Source organism: Kitasatospora setae KM-6054, assembly GCF_000269985.1.
Taxonomy (GTDB): domain Bacteria; phylum Actinomycetota; class Actinomycetes; order Streptomycetales; family Streptomycetaceae; genus Kitasatospora; species Kitasatospora setae.
Map to the genome: position 1 here is coordinate 7,308,729 of NC_016109.1, position 25,450 is coordinate 7,334,178.

The following is a 25,450-nucleotide window of genomic DNA, read 5'->3' on the forward strand; positions in this document are numbered from 1 at the left end:
CAACTGCCCTGCGGGAAGCGGTGGATGACGAGAGAAACGCCCGGCCCCGGAGCGGTGCGAACCGCTCCGGGGCCAGTCCTTCCGCCGCGGCTACTTCAGGACGGCCCGGATCGCGTCCCGCAGTTGGTCCTCCCTCGGCTGCAGGGCCCGGTCCAGGGCGAGCGCGAACGGGAGGACCGCACCGTCCGGGCGGGTGACCCGGCGGGGCGGGGCGAGCAGGCGGCACTCCTCGGCGGCGACGGCCAGCACCTCGGCGGCGAAGCCGGCGAAGCGGTTGGAGTCGTCGGCCACCACCAGCCGACCGGTGCGGTTCAGCGACTCCACCAGGGCCGCCCGGTCCAGCGGGTACAGGGTGCGCGGGTCGAGCACCTCCACCGAGACCTCGCCCGCCAACTCCTCGGCCACCGCGACGGCCTGGTGCACCAGGTGGCCGACCGCGACCACCGTCACGTCGCTGCCGGGCCGCACCGTCCGGGCGGTGCCGAGCGGGATCGGCACCAGCGGCGCGGTCACGTCCTCCCGCACCCCCAGCGCGCCCGCCGGGGCGAACAGCACCACCGGGTCGTCGTCCAGGATCGCCGAACTCAGCAGCCCGTACGCGTCGGTGGGCGTCGCGGGTGCCAGCGTCTTGATGCCGACGTGTGCGAACAGGCCGTACGGGTGGTCCGAGTGCTGGCCCGCCCAGCCGCTGCGGGAGCCCGAACCCGGCACCACCACGGTCAGCGGCACCCGGGCCTGGCCGCCCGTCATCAGCGAGAACTTGTGCGCCTGGTTGGCGAGTTGCTCGAACACCAGGAACAGCAGCGACGGGATCTGCAGTTCGATCACCGGGCGCATCCCGTTCAGTGCGGCCCCGATGCCCGCCGAGGTGAACGCCTGCTCCGACAGCGGGACGTCCACCACCCTTTCGGCGCCGAAGCGTTGCTGCAGGCCCAGGGTCAGGCCGGCCAGCCCCGCGCCGACGTCCTCGCCGAACACGCACACCGCCGGGTCGGCCTCCAGCGCGTCCGCCAGCGCCCGGTTCATCGCCTTGGCGTACGACAACAGCGTCACAGTGCCGCTCCCGACCGGGGCCGCAGCCCGCTCGCGTACAGGTGGTCATTGGCCGTCGCCGGATCGGGCTCCGCCGAGGCCAGCGCGAACTCGGCGGCGGCGGAGAGCAGTTCGGCCACCTCGCGGTCGATCTCCGCCATCCGCCCGGTCGGCAGGCCGGTCGCCAGCGGATCGCGCTCCCGCCAGGACGCCACCTCCTCGGCCGTCCGGTACGACAGCCGGAAGCGTCGTTCCATCGTGTGGTGTGCCTCGAACCGGTACGTCAGGCACTCCAGGAACGACGGACCGCCCCCCGCGCGCGCCCGCTCCACCGCCCGCCCGGCCGCCGCCCGGACCGCCTCCACGTCCATCCCGTCCACCGTCTCGGCCGGGATGCCGAAGGCCGCCGCCCGGCCGCAGGCCGAACCGCCCACCGCCGAGGCGGCCGGCAGCGTCGTCGCGTAGCCGTTGTTCTCACAGACGAACACCGCCGGCGCCCGCCAGATCGACGCCAGGTTCAACGCCTCCAGCAGGACGCCCTGGTTGAGCGCGCCGTCGCCGAAGAACGAGGCCACCACGGTCGGTTCACCGCGCCGCCGGGCCGCCCAGGCCGAGCCGACCGCGATCGGCGCGCCCGCGCCGACGATGCCGTTCGCGCCCAGGATGCCCAACGAGAAGTCCGCGGCGTGCATCGAACCGCCCCGACCGCCGTTCAACCCGCCGACCCGGCCCAGCAGTTCGGCCAGCAGCCGACCGGGGTCCGCGCCCTTGGCCAGCACGTGCCCGTGCCCGCGGTGGGTCGAGGTCAACTGGTCGGCCGGATCCAGCGCGGCGCACACGCCGACCGCCACCGCCTCCTGCCCGATGTACGGGTGGGTGCCGCCGACCACCAGCCCCGACCGCACCCACTCCAGGGCCAGCTCCTCGAACGAGCGGATCAGCCGCATCGTCCGGTACCGGCCCGCCGGGTCCGCCAGGTGCGGCAGGCTCACCGGCCCGACCGCCGCGGCTCCGACCGCTGCGGCTCCGACTGCCGCGACTCCGACCGCCACAGCACCGGGCAGAACTCCGGGTCCGCGTAGTCCGGCCGGCCGTCCGCGTCCCGCCGCACCACCGCGTCGTGGTTGTACACCACCGGCGAGCCGTCCGGCTTCAGGAACGAGCGGTACCGGTTCGCCCCGTCCTGCAGGTGCAGCGACACCGCCCGGCGCGGCTGCGCCGACCGGTTCGGGCCCGAGCCGTGGTAGGTGCGGCAGTGGTGGAAGGACACGTGCCCGTGCGGGATCTCGATCGGCACGGTCCGTACCTCGGTACCGTTGAACTCGGCGTTCTCCCGCAGCAGTTGCTCCAGTTCGGAGCGGTCCCGGGCCGCGAAGTGCCGGGTCGAGTCGTCGCCGCCCGGCCGTTCCTCCCAGCGGTGGCTGCCGTCCACCATGGTGATGGTGCCCATCTCCTCCGTGCAGTCGTGGAACGGCAGGAACGCCGTCAGCATCCGCTGCGAGGTGGACGTCTGCCAGTAGTGCTTGTCGAAGTGCCACGGCACCACGTTGCTCGGCTCGCCCGGCACCGGCGGCTTGAAGATCAGCGTCGACTGGAACAGCCGGATCTCCTCCGCCTGCGCGAGCCGGGCCGCGACCGCGCCCAGCAGCGGCTTGCGCAGGATCCGGCCGATCTCCCCGTGCTCGTAGTGCACGTAGTCGTTGTGCCGCTGGACCGGCCCGTCCGACGGCTTCCAGGACGCCAGGTGCGGTGGCCGGGCCGGGAGTTCGCGGTCCCGCTCGCCCCCGTAGTAGCGCTCGGTGGCGTCCTGCAGCGCGTCCAGCTCGGCGTCGGAGAACAGCCGCCGGGACAGGTACCAGCCGCGCTCCGCGTACTCCAGTACCTCCTCGACGGTCGGCAGCAGCGCCGACTCCTCCTCGGTCAACTCGAACTGCTCCGCAACGGTGGTCATTTCGCGCTCCTCTCTCGTCCGTCCGGGCCTTGACCGGTCAGCTGTCCGCGGTGGCGCGCTCGCGCTCCACCGCCTCGTACAGGGCCTTGATGTTGGCGGTGCCGAAGGTGCCGGCGCCGCGCCGCTCCACCAGCTCCAGGAAGAAGGTCCGGCGCGGGTGGGTCGAGCGGGCGAAGATCTGGAACAGCTGGCCGCCGTGGTCCCGGTCCACCAGCACGTTGGTGTCCCGGAGTTCGGGCACCGGGATGGCCGTCGGGCCGAGCCGCGACTCCAGCGCCTCGTAGTACGCGCCCGGGGTGCTCAGGAACGCCACCCCGCGCCCGGCCAACTCCCGCACCGCGGCGGTGATCGACTCCGTCGCGTACGCCACGTGCTGGACGCCCGCGCCGCCGTGCGCCTCCAGGAAGCCGTCGATCTGGCCGGACGCCCGCGAGGTGTCCGGCTCCAGCAGGGTGAAGGTGACCGTCCCGCACGGGCTCTGCACCACCCGGGAGTCCATCGCCTGGTCACCGACCTCCACGTACTCCCGGAAGATCTCCCGGAAGCCCAGCCCGCGCACCGCCCAGTCCACCGAGGGGGCCAACTGCCCTCCCGGCACCACGATCGCCACGTGGTCCAGCGACAACAGCGCTCCCTCGCCCGGCAGTTCACCGCCCGGCAGCAGGTCCTCCGGGCCGACGAAACGCAGCGCCAGGTCGCCGAAGCCGGAGACCGTGCCCGCCCCGTCCAGGCAGCCGCCGCCCGCCTCCAGCGCCCGCTCGGCGGCCGAGGCCGCCGCCACCCCGTCGGCGTGCCGCAGCGCGATCACCGCGACGCCGTCGCCGTGCCGCCGCACCCATGCCGCGACCGGGTGCTCGGTCTCCACCGCCGAGGTCAGCAGCACCCGGATCGAACCCTGGTGCGCCAGCACCTGGCTGGTCCCCGGCGCGTCCTGGGCCGGCTCGCTCAGCGTGAACCCCCAGTCGTCGCGCAGTTGGGCGGCGTACTTGTGGGCGTCTTCCACGTACAGTTCGGTGTACGCGATGCCGGGCACGGTCATGAGTCCCCTCCGAGGTGCTTGGCCGTGATGCTCGGCGGCCCGAACAGCAGGCTCAGGTTGTGGCCGCCGAACGCGATCGAGTTGGACAGGGCGTGGCGCACGACACTGTGCTCGGCCGCGCCGCGGACGTGCCGCAACGCGCAGGCCTCGTCCGGCTGTTCGAGGTTCAGGGTGGGCGGGATCAGGCCCTCGGCGACGGTCAGCGCCGACACCGCCGCCTCCACCGCCCCCGAGGCGCCCAGCAGGTGGCCGGTCGCGCCCTTGGTCGAGCTCACCCACGGGTCGTGGTCGCCGAACACCTCGCGCAGGGCCGCCGCCTCCGCCCGGTCGCCCAGCTTGGTCCCGGTGCCATGGGCGTTGACGTAGTCGACGGCCGTCGGCGGCAGGCCCGCCGAGCGCAGCGCGGCCCGCATCGCGGAGATCGCGCCCGCGCCGTCCGGGCGCGGCATGGTCGGGTGGTGGGCGTCGGTGGCCGCACCCCAACCAGCCAGCCCCGCATAGGCGTTGGCCCCACGGGAAGCCGCGTGCTCGGTGCTCTCCAGGACCAGGACGGCGCTGCCCTCGCCCAGCACGAAGCCGTTGCGGCGGGCGTCGAACGGCCGGGACGCCTGCGTCGGGTCATCCCAACCGGCGGCCAGCGCACGCGAGTTGTCGAAGGCGGCGGCGATCGTCGGGTGCAGCGGGGCCTCCGCGCCGCCGCACACCACCACGTCCGCCTCGCCGCCGCGGATCAGCCGCAGGCCCTCGGCGATCGCCTGCGCGCCGGCCGCGCAGGCCGTGATCACCGCCGAGCTGTAGCCGCGGATGCCGTGCGTGATGGCGATCCGGGCGGCCGCCATGTTCGACAGCATGCCCGGCAGCAGGTACGGGCTGACCGCGGCCCGGCCGCGCGCGCGCCGTCCGACGGCCTGCAGCTCGTAGCTCTCCAGCCCGCCGCCGCCGGTGCCCAGCACCACCGCCACCCGCTCCGGATCGGTGTCCTGACGGATCGTCAGTTTCGCGTCCGTGAGGGCGTCCTCGGCGGCGGCCAGGGCGAGCAGCAGGTAGCGGTCGGCGACCCGGGTCTCGGTCGGCGGCAGCACCTCGGTGGCCGGGACGTGCGGGGCGATGCCCGCGACCCGCAGCCAGCCCGCCGCCGAGTGGTCGGCGGGCGGCGCGACCAGGCCGGAGCGGCCGGCCGCGAGGGCGCGGAACGACTCGGGCACGGCCCGGCCCAGCGGCGTCACCCAGCCGATGCCGGTGACCTGCGCGGCGACCTGCGCGGTGACCTGCGCGGCGATGGGTCCGGCGATGGGTCCGGCCTGGCTCACGGCGCCTCGGTTCCGGCGGTCGCGGTCGCGGTCGCGCTCTCGGTTCCGGCGGTCGCGGCCGCCGTCGCGGTGCTCTCGGCCAGGTGGCGCTGGCGCAGCAGCACCTTGCGGACCTTGCCGGTCGGGCCGAGCGGGATCCGGCCGTCCGGGACGGGCAGCACCGCGCGGACCACGGCCGCGACGTGCGGCTCCAGCGCGGCGAGCACCTCGGCAGTGCGGTCGGCGTCCTGGTCGGCGGCCGGGTCGAGTTGCAGCAGCACGTCGGCGATCGTCCGCTCGCCGTCGCGGAAGGCGACCACGGTGCAGTCGTGCACGTCCGGGCAGGAGGCCAGTACGCGCTCCTCGCTGGCAGCGGTGTGCAGGCGCCGGCCGTCGCCGAGGTCGACGGTGTCGACGGCGCGGTCCACGTGGTAGTAGTAGCCGTCCTCGTCGCGGTACATCAGGTCGCCGGTGAGGAAGTAGTCGCGCACCCGGGTGCGGTGGGTGGTGACCGAGTCGTTCCAGTAGCCGGGCGACAGGGTGGGTGAGCGGGTGCCCAACTCGCCCACCTCACCCGGGCCGAGCTCGTTTCCGTCCGGGTCGAGGACCGCGCAGTCGACGAAGGCGTGCGGGCGGCCCACGCAGCGGCCGTAGCGGTCGGAGTCGGCGGTGTGGCTGATGTGGAAGTGCGAGTGGCCCATCTCGGACGAGCCGAGGCCGTCGATGAACACCGATCCGGCGGCGCGCACCCGGCCCTGGCGGGTGGCGGTCTCGCGCGAACCCTGGGCGACCAGGCGGCGGATGTGCGCCTCGTGCGCGCAGTCGCCGGTGTTCCACCACAGGCCGACCGAGGACAGGTCGCGCGCGTCCAGGTCGCGCCGGGCCAGGTCGGCCCAGGTGGTGGCGAACCCGTAGACGCCGACCGGCTGCCAGCGCTCGATCGCGTCCAGCACCGCCGGGCCCGACTGCTGGGAGATCAGGTGCAGTTGGGCGTCGAAGCTGAGCGCCAGGTTGACCGCGATCAGTGTCGCCGCGTGCGCGGCCGGCAGCGCGCTGAGCACCCGGTCGATGCCCTGCGGGCGGGGCAGCAGCAGGCGGTGCCGGATCGCCGCGTACAGGCTCTGGTGCGAGTGCAGCACCGCCTTCGGCAGGCCGGTGGTGCCCGAGGAGTGGGTGATCGCCACCGGGTCGGTCGGCCAGTGCCGGTACGGGGCTGGCGCCGACTCCGGGTCGCCGTCGGCGAGTTCGGCGGTGTCGGCGAGGACCGGGGCGCCGAAGTCGACGTCCGCGAGGGCCTTGGCGTGCGCGGTGTCGGCGAGCAGCCCGACCGCGTTCAACCGGCGCAGGTAGCGGGCCGAAGTGTCCGCGTCCAGTGCCGGGTTGAGCAGGGCCGGGATCGCGCCGAGGCGGCTCAGCGCCAGGAAGGACAGCACCTGGTCGGCGGCGGCGGACGCCTGCACGGCGACCGGGTCGCGTCGACGCACCCCCAGGGCGTGCAGCGCGGCGGCCCTGGCCCTTACCGCGACGTCGAGTTGACGGAGCGTCAGGGCTTCGTTCGCCGGGTGGGAGTCGACGGGGGTGTCGAAGGTCAGGGTCGGCGAGTCCAGGCCGAGGCCCTGCTCGACCCGGGTGGTCAGGACGTTGCCCGCGCCGACGGAGCTGTCCGCGGACAGCGTGGCGCGAAGGGTTCGGAGGCTCATCGTTCCCGTTCTGGTCGTGGTGCGGGAGGGGGGAATCCCTCGGGCGGGGCCGCGCCGCGCGAGGGAGGAGGGCGAGGGGGTGGTACCGGCGGGGGCGCCCGGTCGCTCAGGGGGCGAGCAGGACGGCGGTGGCGTGGTCGGGCGGGCCCTGGACGGCGGTGATCACGAGCACCTGCTCGGCATCCCCGTCCTCGATCAACAGGGCCGCCCGGTCGTGCAGTTCGCGCTCGTCCTCGAAGCCGGGACCGAGCGCGACGACCGGACCGTCCAACTGCCAGCGGGCGGCGACGTGTCCGAGGACGGCGTTCGGATTGGACTGGAAGAACAGCAGCGGCGGAACCCGCAGCCCGGCGGCGGTGGCCCGGGCCAGCGCGTCCGCCGTGCCGGTGTCGCCGGTCGGACTGGCCAGCAGCAGCGCCGTGCGCGGCGCCCCGGCGGCCGGCGGCGCCCCGTAACGGGCGCGCAGGCAGCGCTCGGCGGTTCCGCCACCAGCGGACTGAACGCGGACTCCACGAACCCCGCGATGGCGGGCAGTTCGTCCGCCGGCCCGTCCGGCCACCGGGCGGCGGCCAGCACCCGCAACGGCCCGGCGAGCAGCCGGGGCGCCGAGGCGGGCGCGGGTACGGGGGGCGTGGCGTACGGGGCGGGCGAGGTGGTCGGGGCGGTCGGGGCGGTCATGCGGGAGCCACCAGGAGGACGGGCCGGGGACGGCGGGTACGGGGAACGGGCGGGGTGCGGGCCTCAGCAGGGGAGGCGGCCGCCGCGGTACATGGCGCACGGGGTGTACGTGGTGTCCGGGGCGTACGGGACGGCGGCCGGTCCGGGGCGGGGGTCGAGTGGTGGGCGCGTCGGTCCCGGCGGCGGGGGTGCCGCCGGGGGCGCGGGCGGGTCGGTGGCGGGGAGAGGAGGCGGGACGGTCATTCGGCTGCCACCAGGAGTGCGGTGTCGGCGCCGCCGAACGCGGCGTTCAGGGTCAGGGCGAGGGCCGGCGCCGGAGCGGCCGGCCGGGGGCGGTCGAGGACCAGGTCGAGCGGGCAGCCAGGGTCGGGCGCCTGCCAGCCGGCGTTCACCGGCAGCGACCCGGCGCGCAACACGCCCACGGTGACGGCCAGTTCGAGCAGGGCGGAAGCCTCCAGGGCGTGGCCGTGCACGGACTTGGTGGAGCTGACCGGCGGGGTGCCGGCCGGGAAGACCGCGCGCAGGGCGGCGGCCTCGGCGAGGTCGCCGAGCTTGGAGCCCGCGCCGTTGGCGTTGACGTAGCCGACCGCGGCCGGCTCGGCCCCCGCCCGGGCCAGCGCCCCGTGCACCGCCCGGGCCAGACCGGTGCCGTCCGGGTGCGGCCGGCAGACGTGGTAGGCGTCCCCGGTCCGGGCCCAGCCGGCGATCCTGGCGAGCGCCCGGCCGCCGCGCCGGCGCAGGGCCGGCTCGGACTCCAGGACCACCGCCACCGCCGCGTCCCCGAGCAGCATCCCCTGCCGCCCCAGGCTGAACGGGCGGACGGCGCCGTCCCCGGACAGCGCCCGGCCGGCGTCGAACACCGCGAAGGTGTCCGGCTCGACCAGGTATCCGGCCGCGACCAGTACCCGCTCGCGGCGGCCGGAGGCGATCAGCGCGGCGGCGTCGGCGACCGCGGTGGCCGCCGCGACGCACGCGCCGGTGTACACCCGGGGCCGCAGGCCGGTGCGCTCGGCGACCTCGGCGGCGACTGGTCCGGCCCGCCGGTCACCGTGCAGGGCGATCAGCAACTCTTCGTTCCGGTAAGGGACTTCGGGATCGGCCGAGCCGGAGAGCGCGCCCGCCTCGGCGAGCACCGCCACCAGTTGGTCGGCCAGCCGGGGCGAGCCCGGCCCGGTGGCGGCCCGGTCGGTGCGCTGGGCGGAGGTGCCGAAGCGCTCCACCCGGGTGAACGCGGGCCGCCCGGCGAGCACCCCGTCGGTCAGCGCCGCGAGCCCCGCGCCGAACGCCGAGCGCACACCGATCCCGCCGACCAGGACGGCGCGCCGCGGCGGGCCGTTCCGGAGAGCGGTCGCGGTCATGACGCGGCGGACCCCGTCGTCGCCCCGGCGGCGGCGATCTGCGCGCCGAGCGCGGTGACCGCGTCGTCCACCGTGCGGATGGCGTCGAGGCGCTCGTCGTCCAGGTCGATCTGCACGCCGTAGGCGTTCTCGGCCTCGGCGATCAGCCAGGTCAGCTCCAGCGAGCCCAGGTGCTCGTCGACCTGCTCGGGCGAGCGGTCGCCGTACCGGGCGAGCATGGCCAGCGCCTCGGTCCGGCCGAAGCGCACGTCGGCGGCGCCCATCAGGCGGTACCCACCGAGGTCTTGGCGATCCGGGCGGCGACCTCGGCGCTGAACTCGTCGATGGTCATCAGCGCGGTGGACTCCATGTCGTCCAGCTCGAAGCGGATGCCGAACTCCTCCTCGACCTGCACCGCGAGGTCCGCCAGCGCCAGCGACTCCAGGTCGAGGCCGGCCGGGCCGAGGTCGGTCTCCGAGGTGACCTGCGAGACGTCGTAGTTCATCGACGCCAGGGAGGTGAGGATGAACGAGCGGATCTGTTCCTGCATGAGCTGACTCTTTCCGGGGCGTCGGGATACGGATGTCGAGACACGAATGTCGGCGCATCGGTGTTGGGGCATGGGTGCTGGGACATGGATGCCGAGGCATCGATGTCGCGGCACGGGAGCGGGCGCGCGGGTGTGGTCGCACAGGTGTTGCGGCACGGATGTCCGATCATCGATGTCGAGACATCGATGACGGAGCATCGGTGCTGAGGCATGAATGCTGCGACACGGGTGTTGCGACACGGGTGTTGCGACACGGATGTCCGGACATCGATGCCGGGGCATCGGCGGCGGGGCATGACGCCAGGACGCGGCCGCTGAGGCGGCGGGGCCAGGACGTCGATGTCGCGACATGGTTGTCTCGACATGAATGTCGAGGCATTGATGCCGACGCATCGGTGAGGGGTCACCGATGTCGCGGCACGGATGTCGGATCATCGATGCCGAGACATCGATGATGTGTCATCAATGTCGCAACATGAATGTCGCGGCACTGATGTCATGGCACGAATGTCGCGTCACCGATGTCGCGTCACCGATGTCGCGGCACGGGTCACGTGCCACCGATGCCACGGCACCAGCGCCACGACGACGGTGCCGCAGTACGTACGAGCAGGTCGGTTCCGGGCGGAAGCGCGGACGGACGTGCGGACGGTGTCTGGAGCCGGCCGCCGGTCCGAGCGCACCGCGCCGGAAGGGGCGGGCGGGGAACGGGGTGGGGCGGGGGTGGAGCGGGGTGGGTCAGCGGGGGGTGTCGGCGACCTGTCGGCGCAGGGCGGCGGCGTCCCGCAGCAGCTTTCCGGTGGCGGTCCGGGGGAGCTGCGGCATCAGGTGCAGTCGGCGGGGGAGCTTGTAGCCCGCCAGTTCCTTGCCGAGCAGTTCGCGCAGCTGCTCGGCGGCGCCGTCCCGTTCGGACGGCGAGGAGGTGACGCCGTCGGCGGTCGCGGCGTAGGCCTCGATCGCGCCGTCGGCGAACAGCACCACGGCCTCGACCACACCGGGGAGCCCGGTGAGGGCCTGTTCGACCTCGTTCAGGTCGACCTTGAGACCGCCGATGGAAATCTGTGAGTCGCGCCGGCCGAGCACGGTGACCAGGCCGGTGGCGGCCTCGATCCGTGCGGCGTCGCGGGTGTGCAGCAGGCCGTCCGACCAGCGGGTGGGGTCGGTCAGGCCCAGGTAGGGGGACTCCGTCCGGGCGATGTGGAGTTCGCCGCCGGAGACGGTGAGCTCCATGCCGTGGACGGGTGCCACCGCCGGGTGGGTGCGCCCGGTCAGGTCGGTCGCGATCACGCCGGTCTCGGTCATCCCGTACATGGTGCCGAGCGGTACCCCGAAGCGTTCGCGGAACGCCGCGGGCAGCTGTGGGCGGACGAGTTCGCCGGCCACGATCATCCGCCGCAGGTGCGGAAGTTCGGGCGGCGCCGCGGCCGCGGCCAGCAGTTCGGCGTGGAACGGCACCCCGATCACGGTGGTCGGGGCGGTGCCGTCGGCGATGGCGGCCAGGATGCCCGCGGGGGTCATCCGTTGCGGCACCACCAGCTCCACGCCCGCGTGCAGGGCGTGCAGGAGTCCGCCGACCAGGCCGAGCACGTGCACTGTCGAGGACAGCAGCACGGTCCGCTCGCCGCGGGTCGGGAACTCCGGCAGCCGTGCGTAGCAGTCGAGTTCGCGCAGCAGGTCGGCGGCCGTCCGGGCGATCACCTTGGACGGGCCGGTCGACCCCGAGCTGAGCTGTACCAGGGCATGCTCGGAGGCGGCCGCCACGCCGTCCGGGAGCGACCGGAACTTCGGTCGCCCGTCGGCGAGTTCGACCAGCACCCGGGGATGCAGCCGGTCCACCGCGCGGTCCACCTCGACGGTGGTCAGCCGGTGGTCGAGCAGGACCGCCTGGGCGCCGGAGCGCCAAGCGGCCAACAGCACCGCGACGAACTCCGCCGACGGCGGCATCCGCAATGCCACCGTCCCGTGTTCGCCGAGGCCGGCGGCGGCCAGCTGCCGCTGCCGTTCGGCCACCAGGGCCCGCAAGGTCCCTCTGGCCACCGGAGCGCCGAAGCGCAGGCACGGTTCGCCGTCCGGTCCGGCGAGTAACTGCTCGTCCACCCAGTCCGCGGCGACCGTGCCGCCGCGTACCGGGGTTGGGGTAAGCGTCAACGCAACTCCACGCGCTCGTGTGGGAAGCAAGGTTCGGAAGTTGTGATGCTTCAGTGTGGATCCCCCGTCGGTGCCGACCTTTGCACGGGAGCGCATCAAGGGTCAAGGTCTATACCAGTGGCGGGCTGCCCCCTACGCTGTCCCTCGTTTTCGGACGAGTTGACGGTTCATCAGGAGGTTCGGACGCGATGGTTCCGCTCACACTGGCGGATCACGGCGCGTTGGCCAAGGCCCGACTGCCCGCCGTGATCTGGGATTTCTTCGACGGAGCGGCCGGGGACGAGTGGACCGCGAGGGCCAATTCGGAAGCCTGGCACCGCTACGTGCTGCGCCCGCGGGTCCTGGTCGACGTCTCGGCCCCCGACACCGGCACCGAGCTGTTCGGCACCCGGCTGGCCGCCCCGTACGGCGTCGCCCCGATGGCTTACCACGGCCTGGCCCACCCCGACGCCGAGTGCGCCACCGCCCGGGCCGCCGCCGAGGCGGGCGCGCTGCTGGTGGTGAGCATCTTCGCCGGCCGCACGCTGGAGCAGATCGCCGCCGCCGCGCCCGGCGCGCCGCGCTGGCTCCAGCTGTACTGGCTGCGCGACCGCGAGGCGCTCGCCGGGCTCGTCCGGCGCGCCGAACAGGCCGACTACCGGGCGCTGGTGCTCACCGTCGACGCGCCCAGGGTCGGCCGCCGGCTGCGTGACCTGCGCAACGCCTTCGCGCTGCCGCCCGGGATGACCGCCGCCAACCTGGCCGCCCGGCTGAGCAGCGAGGCCGGCCGGTCCGCGCCCGGCCGCTCCGGCATCGAGGAGCACTCCCGGCGGCAGTTCGACCCGTCGATCACCTGGGCCGACCTGGCCTGGTTGCGGCGGCACACCACGCTGCCGCTGGTGCTCAAGGGCGTGCTCACCGCCGAGGACGCGCGGCGGGCCGTCGAGCACGGCGTGGACGGCCTGGTCGTCTCCAACCACGGCGGCCGCCAGCTCGACGGCACCCCGCCCGCGCTCGACGCCCTGGCCGAGGTGGTGGACGCCGTCCCCGCCGAGTACCCCGTGCTGGTCGACGGCGGCCTGCGGCACGGCGGCGACCTCGCCAAGGCGCTGGCCCTCGGCGCCCGCGCCGCGCTGGTCGGCCGGCCCGTGCTGTGGGGCCTGGCGCACGGCGGTGCGGACGGCGCCCGGGCGGTGCTCGACCTGCTGCGCGAGGAGCTGCTCGACACCATGGTGCTGGCCGGCCGGCCCACCCTCGCGGACCTCGACCGCGGCGCGCTCGCGCCCTGGCCGCCGGCGCCGCGGACGTACCGCTGAGTGCGCTCCGCTCCCCTTATATATAGGGGACGTGACGGAGCATCGACAAAGCAAGCGAAAGAGAACGGAAGACCCCCCCGTGACGCACACCGACATCCCCGCCGCGGAGCCCGGCACGCCCGGCGCCGAACCCACCGTGCAAGCCCCCGTCGAACCCGCGCCGGCCCCCGCCGCCGACCCCGTCGCGGCGCTGTTCGCCGACTGGGACTGGGAGGACCCCGACGGCCTCGCGGCCCGCACCGACGCGTTCACCGACGACCTCGCCCGGTGCACCACGATCGAGCAGGTCAGCCCCGAAGTACCGCGTACGCACGAGGAGTTCCGGGCACTCGGCGTCACCGGCATCGAGTTCGCCGCGTTCCGCACCCGCCACCCGGAGGGCCTCGGCACCGACCTGGTCGGCCTGCACAACGACGCCGACGCCACCCGTCCCGGCCCGGTCTACCGGATCGACGGCAGCAGCCTGTACACCAGCCTGGACATCACCCGGCCGCTCCCGTTCGACGACCACAGCGTCGACTGGGTGTACGCCGAGCACCTGATCGAGCACGTCCCGCTCGGCACCGCCGTGTACTGGCTGGGCGAGGTGCGCCGGGTGCTGCGCCCCGGCGGACTGCTCCGGATCACCACGCCCGACCTGGCGAAGTACATCGCCGGCTACCTCGACGACCGCGAGCAGTTCTTCCGCCGCCACCGCCGCCGCCTGCGCACCATGCGGGTCGGCCCGCCGATGCCGGAGCGGCGCGCCTTCATGCTGAACCAGATCTTCTACCACTTCGGCCACCGCTGGATCTACGACGAGGCCGAGCTGCGGTACGTCCTGGACAGCGCCGGGTACGGTGGATTCGCCGTCACCCGACGGGAGTTCCAGACCGGCGCCCGGCCGGACGTCGCCGCCCTCGACACCGCCTTCCGCAAGGACGAGTCGATCTACCTGGAGGCCGTCGCCCCCGACGCCGCCGCCGAAGGACCGCGCTGATGCCGCTGCACCCCCAGGCCGAGGCGATGCGCGCCCGCCGCGCCGCCGCGGGCACCCCGCCGCTCTACACCCGCACCCTCGCCGAGGCCCGCGCCGCCGACCTCGCCGACCTGCGGGCCGCCACCGGCGGCGGCGAAGAGGTCCACCACGTCGGCGAGTTCACCGTCGACGGCCCCGGCGGCCCGCTCACCCTGCGGCACTACCGGCCGAAGCCCCGCCCCGCGGACGCCGAGCCCGGCCCCGCGCTGCTCTACCTGTACGGCGGCGGCTGGGCGCTCGGCTCGCTGGAGACCGGCGACGCGGTCTGCCGGGCGCTGGCCAACGCCACCGGCGCGGACGTCCTCGCCGTCGGCTACCGGCACGCCCCCGAGCACCGGTTCCCCGCCGCCGTCCACGACTGCTGGGCCGCCCTCGACTGGATCGCCCGCCACGCCGCCGAGCTGGGCCTCGACCCGGACCGGATCGCGGTCGGCGGCGACAGCGCCGGCGGCAACCTGGCCGCCGCCCTCACCCTGCTCGCCCGCGAACGCGGCGGCCCCGCGATCCGGCACCAACTGCTGGTCTACCCCAACACCGACCACCGCCCCCCGACCGGGCGGGACGGCGGCCCGGAACAGGACCCGGCGCTGTTCAACCGGCACTCGGTGGCCTGGTACTGGTCGCACTACCTCGCCGACCCGGCCGACGGCGCGAACCCGCTGGCCTCCCCGCTGCGCGCCGCCTCGCTGGCCGGCCTGCCGCCCGCGACCGTGATCACCGCCGAGTACGACCCGCTGCGCGACGAGGGCGAGGCGTACGCGCAGGCCCTGCGCGCGGCCGGCGTCCCGGTCGAACTGCGCCGCTACCCGGGCATGCCGCACGGCTTCTTCGCGATGCCCGCCGTGCTCGACGACGGCCGCGCGGCCCAACTCTTCGCCGCCGAACGACTGGTGGCCGCCTACCGGCGGACCGAAGCGGAGGCCGGCCGGTGACCCGGGTGCTGCACCTCGCCGACCTGCACGGATCGTTGGCCGACCCGCTGCTGGACGCGATGACCTTCCTCAACGAGGTCACCGGCCGCTACCCGGACGCGGTCTCCTTCGCCCCCGGCCGCCCGTACGAGGAGTTCTTCGACCCGGCGGAGATCCACACCCACCTGGACACCTACCTGCGCCACCTGCGCGAGGAGCGCGGCCTGAGCGGGAGCCGGGTCCGCCAGGAGGTGTTCCAGTACGGGCGGACCAAGGGCGTCATCGCCCCGCTGATCGCCCGGGCGCTGGCCGCCGACGAGGGCATCGAGGCCGACCCCGAGGCGCTGGTGGTCACCGTCGGCGCCCAGGAGGGCATGCTGCTGGTGCTGCGCGCGCTGTGCGCCGGCCCGGACGACGTGCTGCTGGTCTCCGCGCCCTGCTACGTCGGCGTGACCGGCGCCGCCCGGCTGCTCGACCTGACGGTGCACCCCGTGCCGGAGGCCGGCCGCGACGGCGGCCTCGACCCCGGGGCGCTGCGCGCGGCCGTCCGCGAGCTGCGCGCCGCCGGGAAGCGCCCCCGGGCCTGCTACGTCGTCCCCGACTTCGCCAACCCGAGCGGCGCCAGCATGGACGAACCGTCCCGCCGCCGGCTGCTGGAGGTCGCCGAGGAGACCGGTGTCCTGCTGATCGAGGACAACCCGTACGGCTTCTTCGGCCGCACCGCCGCCGCCCGCCCCACCCTGAAGGCGCTGGACGGGGACCGCGGCAACGTGGTCTACCTCGGCTCGTTCGCCAAGACCTGCTTCCCCGGCGCCCGGGTCGGCTACCTGCTCGCCGACCAGCGGGTCGCCGGGCCGGACGGCCGGACGGCGCTGCTCGCCGACGAGCTCGCCAAGCTGAAGAGCATGACCACGGTGAACACCTCGGCGCTCAGCCAGGCCGTCATCGGCGGCATGCTGATCGGCGCCGGACTGCGCCTGCGGGACGCCAACGAGCCCGCCCGGCGCTTCTACGCCCGGAACATGGACACCCTGCTGGAAGCGCTCCAGACGGCCTTCCAGGGCGTTCCCGGCGTCTCCTGGAACCACCCCGACGGCGGCTACTTCGCCGTCGTCACAGTGCCGTTCCGGGCCGACGCGCAGGCCCTGGACGACTGCGCCCGCAAGCACGGCGTGCTCTGGACGCCGATGGACGGCTTCTACCCGGGAGGCGGCGGCGAACGGCAACTGCGGCTCTCCTGCTCGTACCTGACGCCCGAACAGATCACCGACGGGGTACGGCGGTTGGCCGACTTCGTCAAGGAGCGGACGCCGGAAGGCAGTTGAGCGCAGCACCGAGCGGGGCCCGGCGGCGATGGAGTGCCGGGCCCCGCTCGGTGCTGCGCTCGTGGCGTGACGTGACGTGACGCGACGTCCGCGGGTCAGCGGATCCGCTGGGCGAACAGCCGGGCCGACCAGGCCACCGCGACAGCCATCAGCAGCGCGGTCAGCAGCAGGCCGCGCCACACCTCGGGGGCGTCCAGGTGGCCGGCGAACAGCGCGCGCATGCCCTCCACCGCCCAGTAGCAGGGGTTCCAGGACGCGGCGGTGCGCAGCCAGGCCGGGGCCAGCGCGATCGGCAGCAGGGTGCCGGAGATCAGCGCCAGCGGCTGCGCGATGGTGTTGAGCACCGGGCCGAGCGCGGCGTCGGTGGGCACCAGCAGGGCCAGGCCGTAGGAGACCGAGGAGGCCATCAGCGCCATCAGCGACAGCATCGCCAGCGCCAGCAGCAGGTCGGTCAGGCCCACGGTCAGGCCGAACGGGATGGCCAGCACGGCGATCAGCACCGACTGGATGAGCAGCGCGGTGGTCTCCCGCAGCGCCCGGCCGAGCAGCAGGGCGACCCGGCTGACCGGGGTGACCCGGGAGCGTTCGATGACGCCGGTGTGCAGTTCGCCGAGCAGCGTGAACCCGGTGAACAGGCCGCCCATCAGGGCCAGGGCGGACAGCAGGCCCGGCACGTAGATCCGGTAGGCGTCGGCGGTGCTGTGCGCGCCGGACGCGGCCAGCGCGGAGGTCAGCAGCGGGGCGAACAGCAGCAGGTAGCACAGGGGTTGGAGCAGTCCGACGGCGATCCACACGGGGGAGCGGGCCATCAGGAGCAGTTGGCGCTGGTAGACCAGCCAGGTGTCGCGGGCGAGCTTCACGGGGACCTCGGGTGCTTCGGTACCGGAAAAGGGGCAGGTGGGTCAGCCGCTGTGGACCAGCGCGCGGCCGGTCAGGGCCAGGAACACGTCGTCCAGGCTGGGGCGTTGCAGCTGGACGTGCTCGGGCTCGATGCCGGCGGCGGCCAGGGCGCGCAGCAGCTGCGGGATCGCGGTGGCCGCCGAGTCCACGTGCAGGCGCAGCCCGTCGCCGTCGGGCAGAGCCTCCAGGCGCTGGACGCAAGGGAGTTCGGCGAGGGCGCGCTCGGCGCCGGTGGTGGTCTCGGCGTCCGGCAGGCCGATGGTGACGGAGTCGCCGGCGATCTTCTGCTTGAGCTCCTCGGGGGTGCCCTCGGTGACGATGCCGCCGTTGTCGACGATGCCGATCCGGTCGCACAGGGCGTCGGCCTCGTCCAGGTAGTGCGTGGTCAGCAGCACCGTCATGCCCTGCTCGCGCAGGCGGCGGACCTCGGACCAGACCTGGGAGCGGCTGCGCGGGTCGAGCCCGACGGTGGGCTCGTCCAGGAACAGCACCTTGGGGCGGTGGACGACGCCGAGCGCCAGGTCGAGGCGGCGGCGCTGGCCGCCCGAGTACGTCTTGCAGACCCGGTCGCCGAACTCGGTCAGGTCGAACGCGGCCAGGCCCTGCTCGGCGCGCTGGACCGCCTCGGCCTTGCGGACCCCGTACATCCGGGCCTGCAGGACGAGTTCCTCGCGGGCGGTGGCCTGGTCGGTGGTGCCGCCGCCCTGGGCGACGTAGCCGATCCGGCGGCGGACCTCGCCGGGCTCGGCGCGCAGGTCGGCGCCGGCCACGGTGGCCGCGCCGCCGTCGGGGACGAGCAGGGTGGCGAGCATGCGCAGCGTGGTGGTCTTGCCTGCGCCGTTCGGGCCGAGGAGGCCGTAGATCTCGCCCTCCGCGACGTTCAGGTCGATGCCGCGCACCGCGTCGACGGCGGCGGCGCCGCGGCGGGGCTGGAAGGACTTGCGCAGCCCCTTGGTCACGATCAACCCGGACTCCTGTGGTCGGTTGGTGCTGATGGGGAGGATGAAGTGGGAGGGAGGAAACGGGGGAGTGTGCGAAACGGGGAGGCGGGGGACGCCGGAGCAGACCCTAGGGCCCGACCCCGCCTGCCGACAATGGTCTGGACCAGGCGCCGGGGCGCGGTCAGCGCGGTGCGCAGGCGAACCGCTCCAGTCGCTCGGCGGCGGCCACCGCACCGCCACCCTCCCGGAGTTGACGCCCCAGCAGCTCGGCGGCGGAACGGAAACCGGGCCGGTCGAGGACGGCGCGCAGCGCCGCCCGCAGCCGCTCGGGCGAGGCGGTGGCGAAGTCGACGTGGACGGCCGCGCCCAGCGCGGCGAGCCGGCCGGCGGTCACCGGCTGGTCGTGGCGGATCGGAGCGAGCACCAACGGCCTTCCGTGGACGAGGGATTCGCCGACGGTGTTCATCCCGCCGTGGCACAGTACGGCGTCGACCGCCCCGCGCTCAAGCAGTTCCAGCACCGGGACGTGCGCCCGGCCGATCGCGCCCGGCGGCAGCGCCACCTCCCCGGGGGCCGCCACCACCGCCTGCACGTCCGGGAGTTCGGCCAGCGCGGCGGCCGTGCGACCGAGGAAGTCGCCCGCCACCTCGGCGGACAGCGTGCCCATCGTGACCAGCACCCGGCGCCGGTCGGGCGCCAACGCGTCCCAGGGGAACGGCACGTCGGGCCGGTCCGCGAGCAGCGGCCCGACCAGGGCGTACTCGGCGGGAACGGCGGACGGCTCCAGGCCGAGCAGCGCCGCGCTGCTCGGGGCGACCACCAGACCGGGAGAGAACCGCGGGTCGGCGTACTCGGCGGCGGGCAGGCCGGCCCGCTCCCACAGGCCGCGCAGCACGCCGTCCCGCCACCCGGTCAACTCGCCGTCGCCGCCCAGCGGATCGCCGATCTCCAGCGAGGACGGCGCGAAGCTCGCCCACGGCACGCCCGCGGCGTGCGCGGCCAGCGCGCCCGCCGGGCTGTGCTGGTCGACCAGCACCACGTCCGGCCGCCACCGCGCGACCGCCCGCCGCACCGCGCCCAGGGTGAACCGGGTGTGCGGCACCACGAAGCCCTCCCACAGCGAGCGCACCGCCGCCGCCCCGCCCGCCGCCTGCTCGCGGAACAGCCGGGCACCGGTCGGGTGCACCTCCGCGTCCGGCCCGAGCAGCGGCCGCAGCGCCGCCTCCGGCCCCACCCAGGAGACCAGGTGCCCGCGCGCGGCCCAGGCCAGCGCCAGCGCCCGGGCCGGCAGCAGGTGCCCCGACAGCGGCGGCACCACGATCAGCAGGCGCTTGCCGGGCGTGTCGGGCGTGTCGGGCGTGCGGGGCACGGGGGTGGCGGGCATGACGGCTCTCCTCGCGGAAGGGGGAAGGGGGAAGGGGGAAGGGTGAGGGGGAGGGGGCGGGTGGCCGGGATTCGGGGGCACCGGCGGCGGTCGCGCACGAGTACGGGAACGAGCCGAGTACGAGTCGTGTGCAAACGAGGGGGAAGTGGTACAGACCACGGGGGGATGCCGGGAAGGAAGCGTCGGCGATCTCTTGTGCGGGCCGGTGGGGCGACGGAATACTAGCCCGCGTGACCGCTCTGGAGGCAGTCGCCGTCCACCTTCCCCCCGTCGCCGAACCGGTCGAAGTGATCGGCGGGAGACTGGGGCTGACGGACCGTCAGATCAGACTGTTCCGCCGCTTCCACGGCCTGGACCAGGTCAGGGTGGACCCCGACGGAGACCTGTCCGACCTGCTCATCGCCGCAGCGAAGGCCCTGGCCCCGCTGCGCGGAAACGAACACCGCGTGAAGTACGTGCTGCACGCGCGCAGCCTGCCGATCGCGGCACCCTACCCGCACAACCCGCTGCACGACGCGCTCGGCCGTCTGGGGCTGACGCACGCCCGTGCCTTCACCATCACCCACCACGCCTGTGCCGGCTCCCTGCTGGCCCTGGACGTGGCCGGTCGGCTGCTGGCGGCAGATCCCGACCCCGAGGCGATGGCGCTGATCCTGGCGGGCGAGAAGACCTTCACCCGGGACGCCCGCATCGTCCCGGAGACCGCCCTCTTCGGCGAAGGGGCGGCCGCCTGCCTGGTGCGGGCCGAAGGCGAACGCGACCGCGTGCTGTCCTACGCGGTCGACCAGCGCGGCGAGTTCGACGGGCGACTCGCCGACGATCCGGAGCTGATGCAGCGCTACCAGCGCGGCTACCCGGAGTTGATGGTGGCCGTGATGGAAGCGGCACTGGAGGAGGCCGGCGAGAGCTGGGACTCGATCCGGCTGCTGCTCCCGCACAACGTCAACCGGATCTCCTGGCAACGGATCTGCCGCGCGACCGGGTTCCCGCTCGACCGCGTGGTGCTGGACAACGTCCCCGCGGTGGGGCACAGCTTCGCCGCCGACGTCCTGCTCAACCACCACACCGCCACCACCAGCGGCCGACTCCGCCGCGGCGACCGCTACCTGCTCGCCGCGTCCGGGATCGGCGCGACCTTCGCCGCCATGGTGCTCCAGCACTGAGCCGCCCGCACCCGCCCCGCCCGGGGCGCCCGCGCGGCCGCCCGCCCACGCACCCAAGTCCACCCGCCCGCGCCCCGGCCCCGCCGCCGGGGCGCCGGCCAGACACCCAGGGGATCGCCATGACCGACTCCGCCCTGCCCGAAAACACCGCCACCGCTGACGCCGCCGACGCCATCGCCGACGCCGTCGACCCCGAGCTGCGCGGCCGTGCCCTCGACGGGATCCTGCTGCTGCTGCCCCAGGTCCTCAAGCGCGAACTCCCCGAGATCAGCGAGAACGCCTGCCTGTTCGACGAGGTCGGCCTCACCTCCGCCTCCACCCTGGAGCTCATCCTCGAACTGGAGGACCACCTCGACGTGCAGATCGACGTCGAGGGCATCGAACAGGACGACCTCCGCTCGGTCGGCACCCTCGCGGGCTTCGTCGCCGGACACGTGATCGCCGAGGACTGACGACCGTGCGCGTCCACGGGCCGCTCCCCGCCACCACCTCGCGCGCCGCCTCCCCGCTGCGCCTGACCGCCGCCCACGCCCTCGACCTGCCCGGCCACTCCCCGCTCGCCGCCGACCCCGACCTGCGCACCTTCACCGCCGACCTGTCCCGCCCGTACGGGGTGCGGCTCGACGAGGACGCGCTGACCGGGGCCCGCGGGCAGTCGTACGCCACGCTGGCCCGGCACGCCATCGACGCGCTGACCGGCCCGACCCGCCCGGTCGACCTGCTGCTGATGGTGTACGCCACGCCCGACGTCCGCCCCGGACAGGCCGTGGCGCTGCACCTCGCCGAGTCGTGCCCGGGCGAGCCGCTGGCCTTCGCGATCTGCGACGAGGGCGCCGGCGCCGCGTTCAGCGCGCTGCGGATCGCCGACGCGTACGCCCGCACCGGCGGGGCCCGGCGCGCGCTGCTGATCGCGGTCGAGCAGGCCGACCTGCACCACCGCCCGCACCGGCCCGCCCGGCTGCCCGGCCGGCACTCGGTCGCCGCCCTGCTCTGGGAGTCGGCGGACGGAACGGGCCGCGCACTGCTGGCAGCGGACAGCCGCAGCAACATCCAGGACGGCCACGTCGCGGACACCCTCAAGGAGCTGACCGCCGACCTGCCCGAGCGGACGCTGCTGCTGCTCGGCCCCGGCCTGGCCGGCACCGAACCGCCCGGCGGCCAGGAGACCCGGACCGCCCGCGCCACCAGCCCGTACACCGGCGGCTGGGCCGCGCTCGGCGCCGCCCTCACCGACCCCGCCCTCGCCGGACGGCCGCTCGCGCTGGTCGACCGCGAACCCGAGACCGGCCGGATCGACCTCGCCCACTGGGCGGCCGCCGAGCCCGGCCGGCACCTGACGGCCGCCGATCCCGCTCGGCACCGGGCGGTTGCGGAGCCGGACCGATGACCGACGTCTGGCTGATCCGCACCGACGCGGACCTCCCCGGCGCCTGGCAGCTGCTCGACGAGGACGAACGCGCCCGCGCCGCCCGCCACCCCGACGGGCCCGGGCGCCACCGCTTCGTCACCGCGCACGCCGCCGCCCGACTGCTCACCGCTCGCGCCGCCGACCTGCCGCCGGACCGGATCCGCTGGCGCCGCGGCCCGCACGGACGGCCCGAACCCGAGGGGCTGCAAGGCGAGTTGAGCGTCAACCTGAGCACCGCCGGACCGTGGGCGCTGTTCGCCGTGCACCACCTCGCGGCAGGGGAGCGCCTCGGCGTCGGCGTCGACCTGGAGCCCGTCCCGAGCGCCCCGGCCGCCGCCCGGCTCGCCGCCCGCTACTACCCGGACGGCGAAACCGCCCACGACGCCGAGGAGTTCACCCGCCGCTGGACCCGCAAGGAGGCGTACACCAAAGCCCACGGCGGACGCCTCGCCGACGGACTGCGCACCCACGCCGGCCCGCCCGCCCCCGGCCCGCACCGGCTGGACGGACCGCTCGGACCGTGCACCGTCCACGACCTGCCCGCGCCCCCCGGGTACCGGGCCGCCGCCGCCCGCACCGGCACCGGCGACGAAACCGGTGACGAAACCGGAGACGGCACCCGCCCGTACCGGCCGCGCCTGCACCCCTGTCCGGTAACGGACTTGTCGCCGCAACGGGCCTGAGCCCGACGCCTACACCAGCACCAGCACCGGGCCCGGCGCCGGGGCCGGTCGCCGCGCCGACCCGCCCGCGCGACAGGCCCCGCAACGGACTCGAATCCGGACGCGACACACACCTCCCGCCGTCCCCGACCCCTGAGGCAGACCGACCATGACCCGCCACCCCGAGGACGCCACCCCGCTGCCCACCGCCGCGCCCGGTGTCCAACTCCAGCCCGCCGCCTACGAGAAGCTGCTGCGCGCGCTGAGCGACTCGATCGCCCGGCTGGCCGCCGACGAGCCCTTCGAACGGCTCGTCGTCCCGCCCGTGATCGCCCGCGCCACCATCGAGCGGGCCGGCTTCGCGGCGTCCTTCCCGCAGTTGCTCGGCACCGTGCACAGCTACACCGGCAGCGCCGCCGACTGGCGCCGGCTCTCCCCGCTGATCGCCGAGGACGGCCCCTGGCACGCCCGGCAGGAGATCTCCGACCTGGTCCTGCTGCCCGCCGCCTGCTACCCCGTGTACGCCGGACTCGCCGGCCAGGACCTCCGGCAGCCCGTCCGCTACAGCGTCGAGGCGCAGTGCTTCCGGCAGGAGGCCACCGCCGAGACCGGCCGGCTGCGGAGCTTCCGGATGGCCGAACTCGTCACCGCCGGCACCGCCGAGCACTGCCAGGAGTGGCGCGAGCACTGGCTGCGCCGGGTCGCCGACTGGCTCGACGGCCTCGGCCTCAAGCCCTCGATCGAGCTCGCCGACGACCCGTTCTTCGGCGGCGGCCGCAAGCTCTACCAGGCCGCCCAGCGCGCCCAGGAGCTGAAGTTCGAACTGCGCGTCCCGGTCGCCGACGGACTGGTCCAGGCGATCGCCTCCGCCAACATCCACAAGGACCACTTCGGCGAGGTCTTCGACTTCACCGCCGACGGCGCCATCGGCCAGACCGCCTGCACCGCCTTCGGACTCGACCGGATCGCCCTCGCCCTGCTGCACGCCCACGGCACCCGGCCCGCCGACTGGCCCGAGCACATCAGCACCGCCCTGAAGGGAAACTGACGCCATGTCAGGTGTGCGAACCATCGTGCTGGGATTCCGCTCCGAGGCGCCCGAGGCCGAGGGGCCGGTCACCCTCGGCCAGGACAACATGCTCCGCTGCCTGCGCAACGAGCAGCCCTCGCGGGAGAAGAACGAACCCTCCTCGCTGAACAAGCAGGTGACCTGGATCATCCCCGAGACCGCCGACACGGCCCGCTGCCTCGACGCCCTGCGCACCCTCGCCGAACGGCACGCCGCCCTGCGCACGGTCTTCCCCGGAGCCGGCGGCGCCGACCTGCCCAAGGTCCAGCGGCAGCGCCAGGAAGGCGAGTTCACCGTCCAGCTGATCGCCCTCGGCCCGGACGAGGACGCCACCGCCCGCTCCGAGGCGTTCGGCTGGGACGAGCGCTGCCACCCGTTCGACCTCGCCGCCGACTTCCCGCTCCGCCTCGGCCTGATCACCCGCGACGACCGCCCGGTCGCACTCGGCGTGGTCGTCAGCCACGCCCAACTCGACGGCGTGGCAACCGGGTTGCTCTTCAAGGACTGGATGGTCCTGACCTCCGGCGGCGAACTCCCCCCGCCGGCCGGCCCCACCCCGATCGAGGTCGCCACCCAGGAGCGCTCCGCGAGCGGACAGCGCCGCGGCCGCGCCGCCCTCCGCCACTGGCAGCGCATCCTGGACGAGGAGCCCTCCGCCGTCTTCGCCGACGACCGGGTCCACTCCGCCGACAACCTGCTGCACACCCTCGCCATCCGCACCCCGGCCGGCGCCGCCGCCCTGGACCGTGCCGTCCAGCGCACCGGAAGCTCCAAGTCCGCCGTCCTGACCGCCTGTTACGCCGCCCTCGCGGCCCACCGGGCCGCCCGCTCCACCGTGGTGATGGCCGCGCTCTCCGCCAACCGCCACCGCTCCGTCCTCGCCGAACACATCGGCACCCTCGCCCAGGACGCCCTGCTCGTCCTGGACACCGACTGCCCCGACCTCGACACCCTGATCGGCCGCACCCAGGCCCAGGCCCTCTCCGGCTACTGGCACGCCACCTTCGAGACCGAACGGCTCTGGAAGATCCTCGACGACTCCTCGCTCGGCCGCGGCGCCCGCTTCGTCCGGGACGTCGTGCTCAACGACGTCAGCGGCACCGTCCCCGAGGAGATCGCCGCCCTGCGCCCCGACCCCGCCGCCGACCCCGAGCTGAGCTGGTACCCCACCGAACCGCTCCCCACCCGCCTGATGATCAACATCTGGCGGACCAGCGGCTGCCTGGAGATCAGCCTGCACGCCCACCCCGACGTCCTCGACCGCGAGGAGACCGAGCACTTCGCCCGCGCCCTGCTCCGCCTGATCGACCTCGCCGGACAGCGCAATGTCACCCTCGGCCCCGACGGCGAACTCGCCGCCCTCAGCAACCTGCCCGTCGGCCGCCGGGAGAAGGGCCGCTGGCAGCGGGTCGGCAGCAACTGGGTCGACCTGGACGCCGTCGCCGACCGGCTGCGCACCGTCCTGGCCGTCAAGGACGTCGAAGTCAGCTGGCAGAACGAGGAGTTGACGGCCGAGATCGGCGCCGGCTGCCCCCTCACCCCGACCGAGGCGCACACCGCCGTGGTCGACGCGCTCTCCTGGCGCGACACCGTGATGGCCCCGCAGCGCTACCTCCTCCCGAACGGCACCGGCACCGGACGCGAGTAGCG

Annotated in this window: 24 protein-coding genes; 10 read left to right on the forward strand and 14 right to left on the reverse strand. The window is 74.7% G+C overall.

The genetic code is table 11. From position 1 onward, the window contains the following. Positions 1 to 90 precede the first annotated feature (90 nt). The 11 genes from KSE_RS32155 to KSE_RS32205 form a co-directional block, all read right to left on the reverse strand. Positions 91 to 1,053 carry an alpha-ketoacid dehydrogenase subunit beta gene (locus KSE_RS32155; RefSeq protein WP_014139561.1) on the reverse strand — a complete coding sequence of 321 codons (963 nt, stop codon included), beginning with the start codon at positions 1,051 to 1,053 and terminating at the stop codon, positions 91 to 93. Continuing rightward, positions 1,050 to 2,024: a thiamine pyrophosphate-dependent dehydrogenase E1 component subunit alpha gene (locus KSE_RS32160; protein WP_014139562.1), complete on the reverse strand. Its 975-nt coding sequence runs from the start codon at positions 2,022 to 2,024 to the stop codon at positions 1,050 to 1,052. Before KSE_RS32160 ends, KSE_RS32155 begins: the two co-directional genes overlap by 4 nt. Beyond that, the gene (locus KSE_RS32165; protein WP_014139563.1) at positions 2,021 to 2,983 is read right to left on the reverse strand and encodes a phytanoyl-CoA dioxygenase family protein; all 963 of its coding nucleotides are present in this window, start codon (positions 2,981 to 2,983) and stop codon (positions 2,021 to 2,023) included. Before KSE_RS32165 ends, KSE_RS32160 begins: the two co-directional genes overlap by 4 nt. A gap of 37 nt (positions 2,984 to 3,020) precedes the next feature. After that, positions 3,021 to 4,022 carry a VOC family protein gene (locus KSE_RS32170; protein WP_014139564.1) on the reverse strand — a complete coding sequence of 334 codons (1,002 nt, stop codon included), beginning with the start codon at positions 4,020 to 4,022 and terminating at the stop codon, positions 3,021 to 3,023. After that, positions 4,019 to 5,332 carry a beta-ketoacyl-[acyl-carrier-protein] synthase family protein gene (locus tag KSE_RS32175; RefSeq protein ID WP_014139565.1) on the reverse strand — a complete coding sequence of 438 codons (1,314 nt, stop codon included), beginning with the start codon at positions 5,330 to 5,332 and terminating at the stop codon, positions 4,019 to 4,021. Before KSE_RS32175 ends, KSE_RS32170 begins: the two co-directional genes overlap by 4 nt. Beyond that, complete coding sequence (locus KSE_RS32180) at positions 5,329 to 7,011, reverse strand: class I adenylate-forming enzyme family protein (protein WP_014139566.1); 1,683 nt, start codon at positions 7,009 to 7,011, stop codon at positions 5,329 to 5,331. Before KSE_RS32180 ends, KSE_RS32175 begins: the two co-directional genes overlap by 4 nt. Before the next feature lie 106 nt (positions 7,012 to 7,117). After that, positions 7,118 to 7,570, reverse strand: coding sequence for a hypothetical protein (locus tag KSE_RS32185; protein WP_014139567.1), 453 nt, complete (start codon positions 7,568 to 7,570; stop codon positions 7,118 to 7,120). A 358-nt stretch (positions 7,571 to 7,928) separates the two neighbouring features. Beyond that, complete coding sequence (locus KSE_RS32190) at positions 7,929 to 9,047, reverse strand: beta-ketoacyl synthase N-terminal-like domain-containing protein (protein ID WP_014139568.1); 1,119 nt, start codon at positions 9,045 to 9,047, stop codon at positions 7,929 to 7,931. Further along, the gene (locus tag KSE_RS32195; protein WP_014139569.1) at positions 9,044 to 9,310 is read right to left on the reverse strand and encodes a hypothetical protein; all 267 of its coding nucleotides are present in this window, start codon (positions 9,308 to 9,310) and stop codon (positions 9,044 to 9,046) included. The genes KSE_RS32190 and KSE_RS32195 overlap by 4 nt, the downstream gene beginning before the upstream one ends. Further along, the gene (locus KSE_RS32200) at positions 9,310 to 9,576 is read right to left on the reverse strand and encodes an acyl carrier protein (RefSeq protein ID WP_014139570.1); all 267 of its coding nucleotides are present in this window, start codon (positions 9,574 to 9,576) and stop codon (positions 9,310 to 9,312) included. The genes KSE_RS32195 and KSE_RS32200 overlap by 1 nt, the downstream gene beginning before the upstream one ends. A gap of 738 nt (positions 9,577 to 10,314) precedes the next feature. Continuing rightward, on the reverse strand, positions 10,315 to 11,724 hold the full coding sequence (locus KSE_RS32205) for a class I adenylate-forming enzyme family protein (protein WP_014139571.1): 1,410 nt from the start codon (positions 11,722 to 11,724) through the stop codon (positions 10,315 to 10,317). 188 nt (positions 11,725 to 11,912) lie between these two features. On the opposite strand from KSE_RS32205, the gene KSE_RS32210 reads away from it, so the two are divergent. From KSE_RS32210 to KSE_RS32225, 4 genes are all read left to right on the forward strand, one after another. After that, positions 11,913 to 13,019 (forward strand): alpha-hydroxy acid oxidase, encoded by a 1,107-nt coding sequence (locus KSE_RS32210; protein ID WP_014139572.1) that lies wholly within the window; start codon positions 11,913 to 11,915, stop codon positions 13,017 to 13,019. Positions 13,020 to 13,098: 79 nt separating this feature from the next. Next, on the forward strand, positions 13,099 to 13,998 hold the full coding sequence (locus tag KSE_RS32215; protein WP_014139573.1) for a class I SAM-dependent methyltransferase: 900 nt from the start codon (positions 13,099 to 13,101) through the stop codon (positions 13,996 to 13,998). Continuing rightward, on the forward strand, positions 13,998 to 14,969 hold the full coding sequence (locus tag KSE_RS32220) for an alpha/beta hydrolase (protein ID WP_014139574.1): 972 nt from the start codon (positions 13,998 to 14,000) through the stop codon (positions 14,967 to 14,969). The genes KSE_RS32215 and KSE_RS32220 overlap by 1 nt, the downstream gene beginning before the upstream one ends. After that, the gene (locus KSE_RS32225; RefSeq protein ID WP_014139575.1) at positions 14,966 to 16,273 is read left to right on the forward strand and encodes an aminotransferase-like domain-containing protein; all 1,308 of its coding nucleotides are present in this window, start codon (positions 14,966 to 14,968) and stop codon (positions 16,271 to 16,273) included. The genes KSE_RS32220 and KSE_RS32225 overlap by 4 nt, the downstream gene beginning before the upstream one ends. Before the next feature lie 95 nt (positions 16,274 to 16,368). On the opposite strand, the gene KSE_RS32230 is transcribed toward KSE_RS32225, so the two are convergent. The 3 genes from KSE_RS32230 to KSE_RS32240 all read right to left on the reverse strand — a co-directional run bounded on the left by KSE_RS32230 (position 16,369) and on the right by KSE_RS32240 (position 19,498). Then, positions 16,369 to 17,133, reverse strand: coding sequence for an ABC transporter permease (locus tag KSE_RS32230; RefSeq protein WP_014139576.1), 765 nt, complete (start codon positions 17,131 to 17,133; stop codon positions 16,369 to 16,371). A 42-nt stretch (positions 17,134 to 17,175) separates the two neighbouring features. Beyond that, positions 17,176 to 18,132, reverse strand: a complete 957-nt coding sequence (locus KSE_RS32235) for an ATP-binding cassette domain-containing protein (RefSeq protein WP_014139577.1) — start codon at positions 18,130 to 18,132, stop codon at positions 17,176 to 17,178. A gap of 163 nt (positions 18,133 to 18,295) precedes the next feature. Further along, positions 18,296 to 19,498, reverse strand: a complete 1,203-nt coding sequence (locus KSE_RS32240) for a glycosyltransferase (RefSeq protein ID WP_014139578.1) — start codon at positions 19,496 to 19,498, stop codon at positions 18,296 to 18,298. A 230-nt stretch (positions 19,499 to 19,728) separates the two neighbouring features. Here KSE_RS32240 and KSE_RS32245 point away from each other — a divergent pair, with 230 nt between their 5' ends. From KSE_RS32245 to KSE_RS32270, 6 genes are all read left to right on the forward strand, one after another. After that, on the forward strand, positions 19,729 to 20,661 hold the full coding sequence (locus tag KSE_RS32245) for a 3-oxoacyl-[acyl-carrier-protein] synthase III C-terminal domain-containing protein (RefSeq protein ID WP_014139579.1): 933 nt from the start codon (positions 19,729 to 19,731) through the stop codon (positions 20,659 to 20,661). Positions 20,662 to 20,780: 119 nt separating this feature from the next. Continuing rightward, on the forward strand, positions 20,781 to 21,113 hold the full coding sequence (locus KSE_RS32250) for an acyl carrier protein (protein ID WP_014139580.1): 333 nt from the start codon (positions 20,781 to 20,783) through the stop codon (positions 21,111 to 21,113). A gap of 5 nt (positions 21,114 to 21,118) precedes the next feature. Then, complete coding sequence (locus KSE_RS32255; RefSeq protein WP_014139581.1) at positions 21,119 to 22,048, forward strand: hypothetical protein; 930 nt, start codon at positions 21,119 to 21,121, stop codon at positions 22,046 to 22,048. Next, positions 22,045 to 22,752 carry a 4'-phosphopantetheinyl transferase family protein gene (locus tag KSE_RS46015; RefSeq protein WP_014139582.1) on the forward strand — a complete coding sequence of 236 codons (708 nt, stop codon included), beginning with the start codon at positions 22,045 to 22,047 and terminating at the stop codon, positions 22,750 to 22,752. The genes KSE_RS32255 and KSE_RS46015 overlap by 4 nt, the downstream gene beginning before the upstream one ends. A 148-nt stretch (positions 22,753 to 22,900) precedes the next feature. After that, entirely contained in the window at positions 22,901 to 23,779 is an 879-nt protein-coding gene (locus KSE_RS32265; RefSeq protein WP_014139583.1) for a class-II aminoacyl-tRNA synthetase family protein, read from the forward strand. A 4-nt stretch (positions 23,780 to 23,783) separates the two neighbouring features. Continuing rightward, the gene (locus tag KSE_RS32270; protein ID WP_081539716.1) at positions 23,784 to 25,448 is read left to right on the forward strand and encodes a condensation domain-containing protein; all 1,665 of its coding nucleotides are present in this window, start codon (positions 23,784 to 23,786) and stop codon (positions 25,446 to 25,448) included. Positions 25,449 to 25,450: the final 2 nt, after the last annotated feature.

What these genes read in the sequence shown, in the direction of transcription:
- KSE_RS32210 (WP_014139572.1), top strand. Translation starts at nt 11,913, where the DNA reads ATGGTTCCGCTCACACTGGCGGATCACGGCGCGTTGGCCAAGGCCCGA.
- KSE_RS32180 (WP_014139566.1), bottom strand. Translation starts at nt 7,011, where the DNA reads ATGAGCCTCCGAACCCTTCGCGCCACGCTGTCCGCGGACAGCTCCGTC.
- KSE_RS32195 (WP_014139569.1), bottom strand. Translation starts at nt 9,310, where the DNA reads ATGGGCGCCGCCGACGTGCGCTTCGGCCGGACCGAGGCGCTGGCCATG.
- KSE_RS32165 (WP_014139563.1), bottom strand. Translation starts at nt 2,983, where the DNA reads ATGACCACCGTTGCGGAGCAGTTCGAGTTGACCGAGGAGGAGTCGGCG.
- KSE_RS32270 (WP_081539716.1), top strand. Translation starts at nt 23,784, where the DNA reads ATGTCAGGTGTGCGAACCATCGTGCTGGGATTCCGCTCCGAGGCGCCC.
- KSE_RS32220 (WP_014139574.1), top strand. Translation starts at nt 13,998, where the DNA reads ATGCCGCTGCACCCCCAGGCCGAGGCGATGCGCGCCCGCCGCGCCGCC.
- KSE_RS32250 (WP_014139580.1), top strand. Translation starts at nt 20,781, where the DNA reads ATGACCGACTCCGCCCTGCCCGAAAACACCGCCACCGCTGACGCCGCC.
- KSE_RS32190 (WP_014139568.1), bottom strand. Translation starts at nt 9,047, where the DNA reads ATGACCGCGACCGCTCTCCGGAACGGCCCGCCGCGGCGCGCCGTCCTG.
- KSE_RS46015 (WP_014139582.1), top strand. Translation starts at nt 22,045, where the DNA reads ATGACCGACGTCTGGCTGATCCGCACCGACGCGGACCTCCCCGGCGCC.
- KSE_RS32240 (WP_014139578.1), bottom strand. Translation starts at nt 19,498, where the DNA reads ATGCCCGCCACCCCCGTGCCCCGCACGCCCGACACGCCCGACACGCCC.
- KSE_RS32200 (WP_014139570.1), bottom strand. Translation starts at nt 9,576, where the DNA reads ATGCAGGAACAGATCCGCTCGTTCATCCTCACCTCCCTGGCGTCGATG.
- KSE_RS32265 (WP_014139583.1), top strand. Translation starts at nt 22,901, where the DNA reads ATGACCCGCCACCCCGAGGACGCCACCCCGCTGCCCACCGCCGCGCCC.
- KSE_RS32170 (WP_014139564.1), bottom strand. Translation starts at nt 4,022, where the DNA reads ATGACCGTGCCCGGCATCGCGTACACCGAACTGTACGTGGAAGACGCC.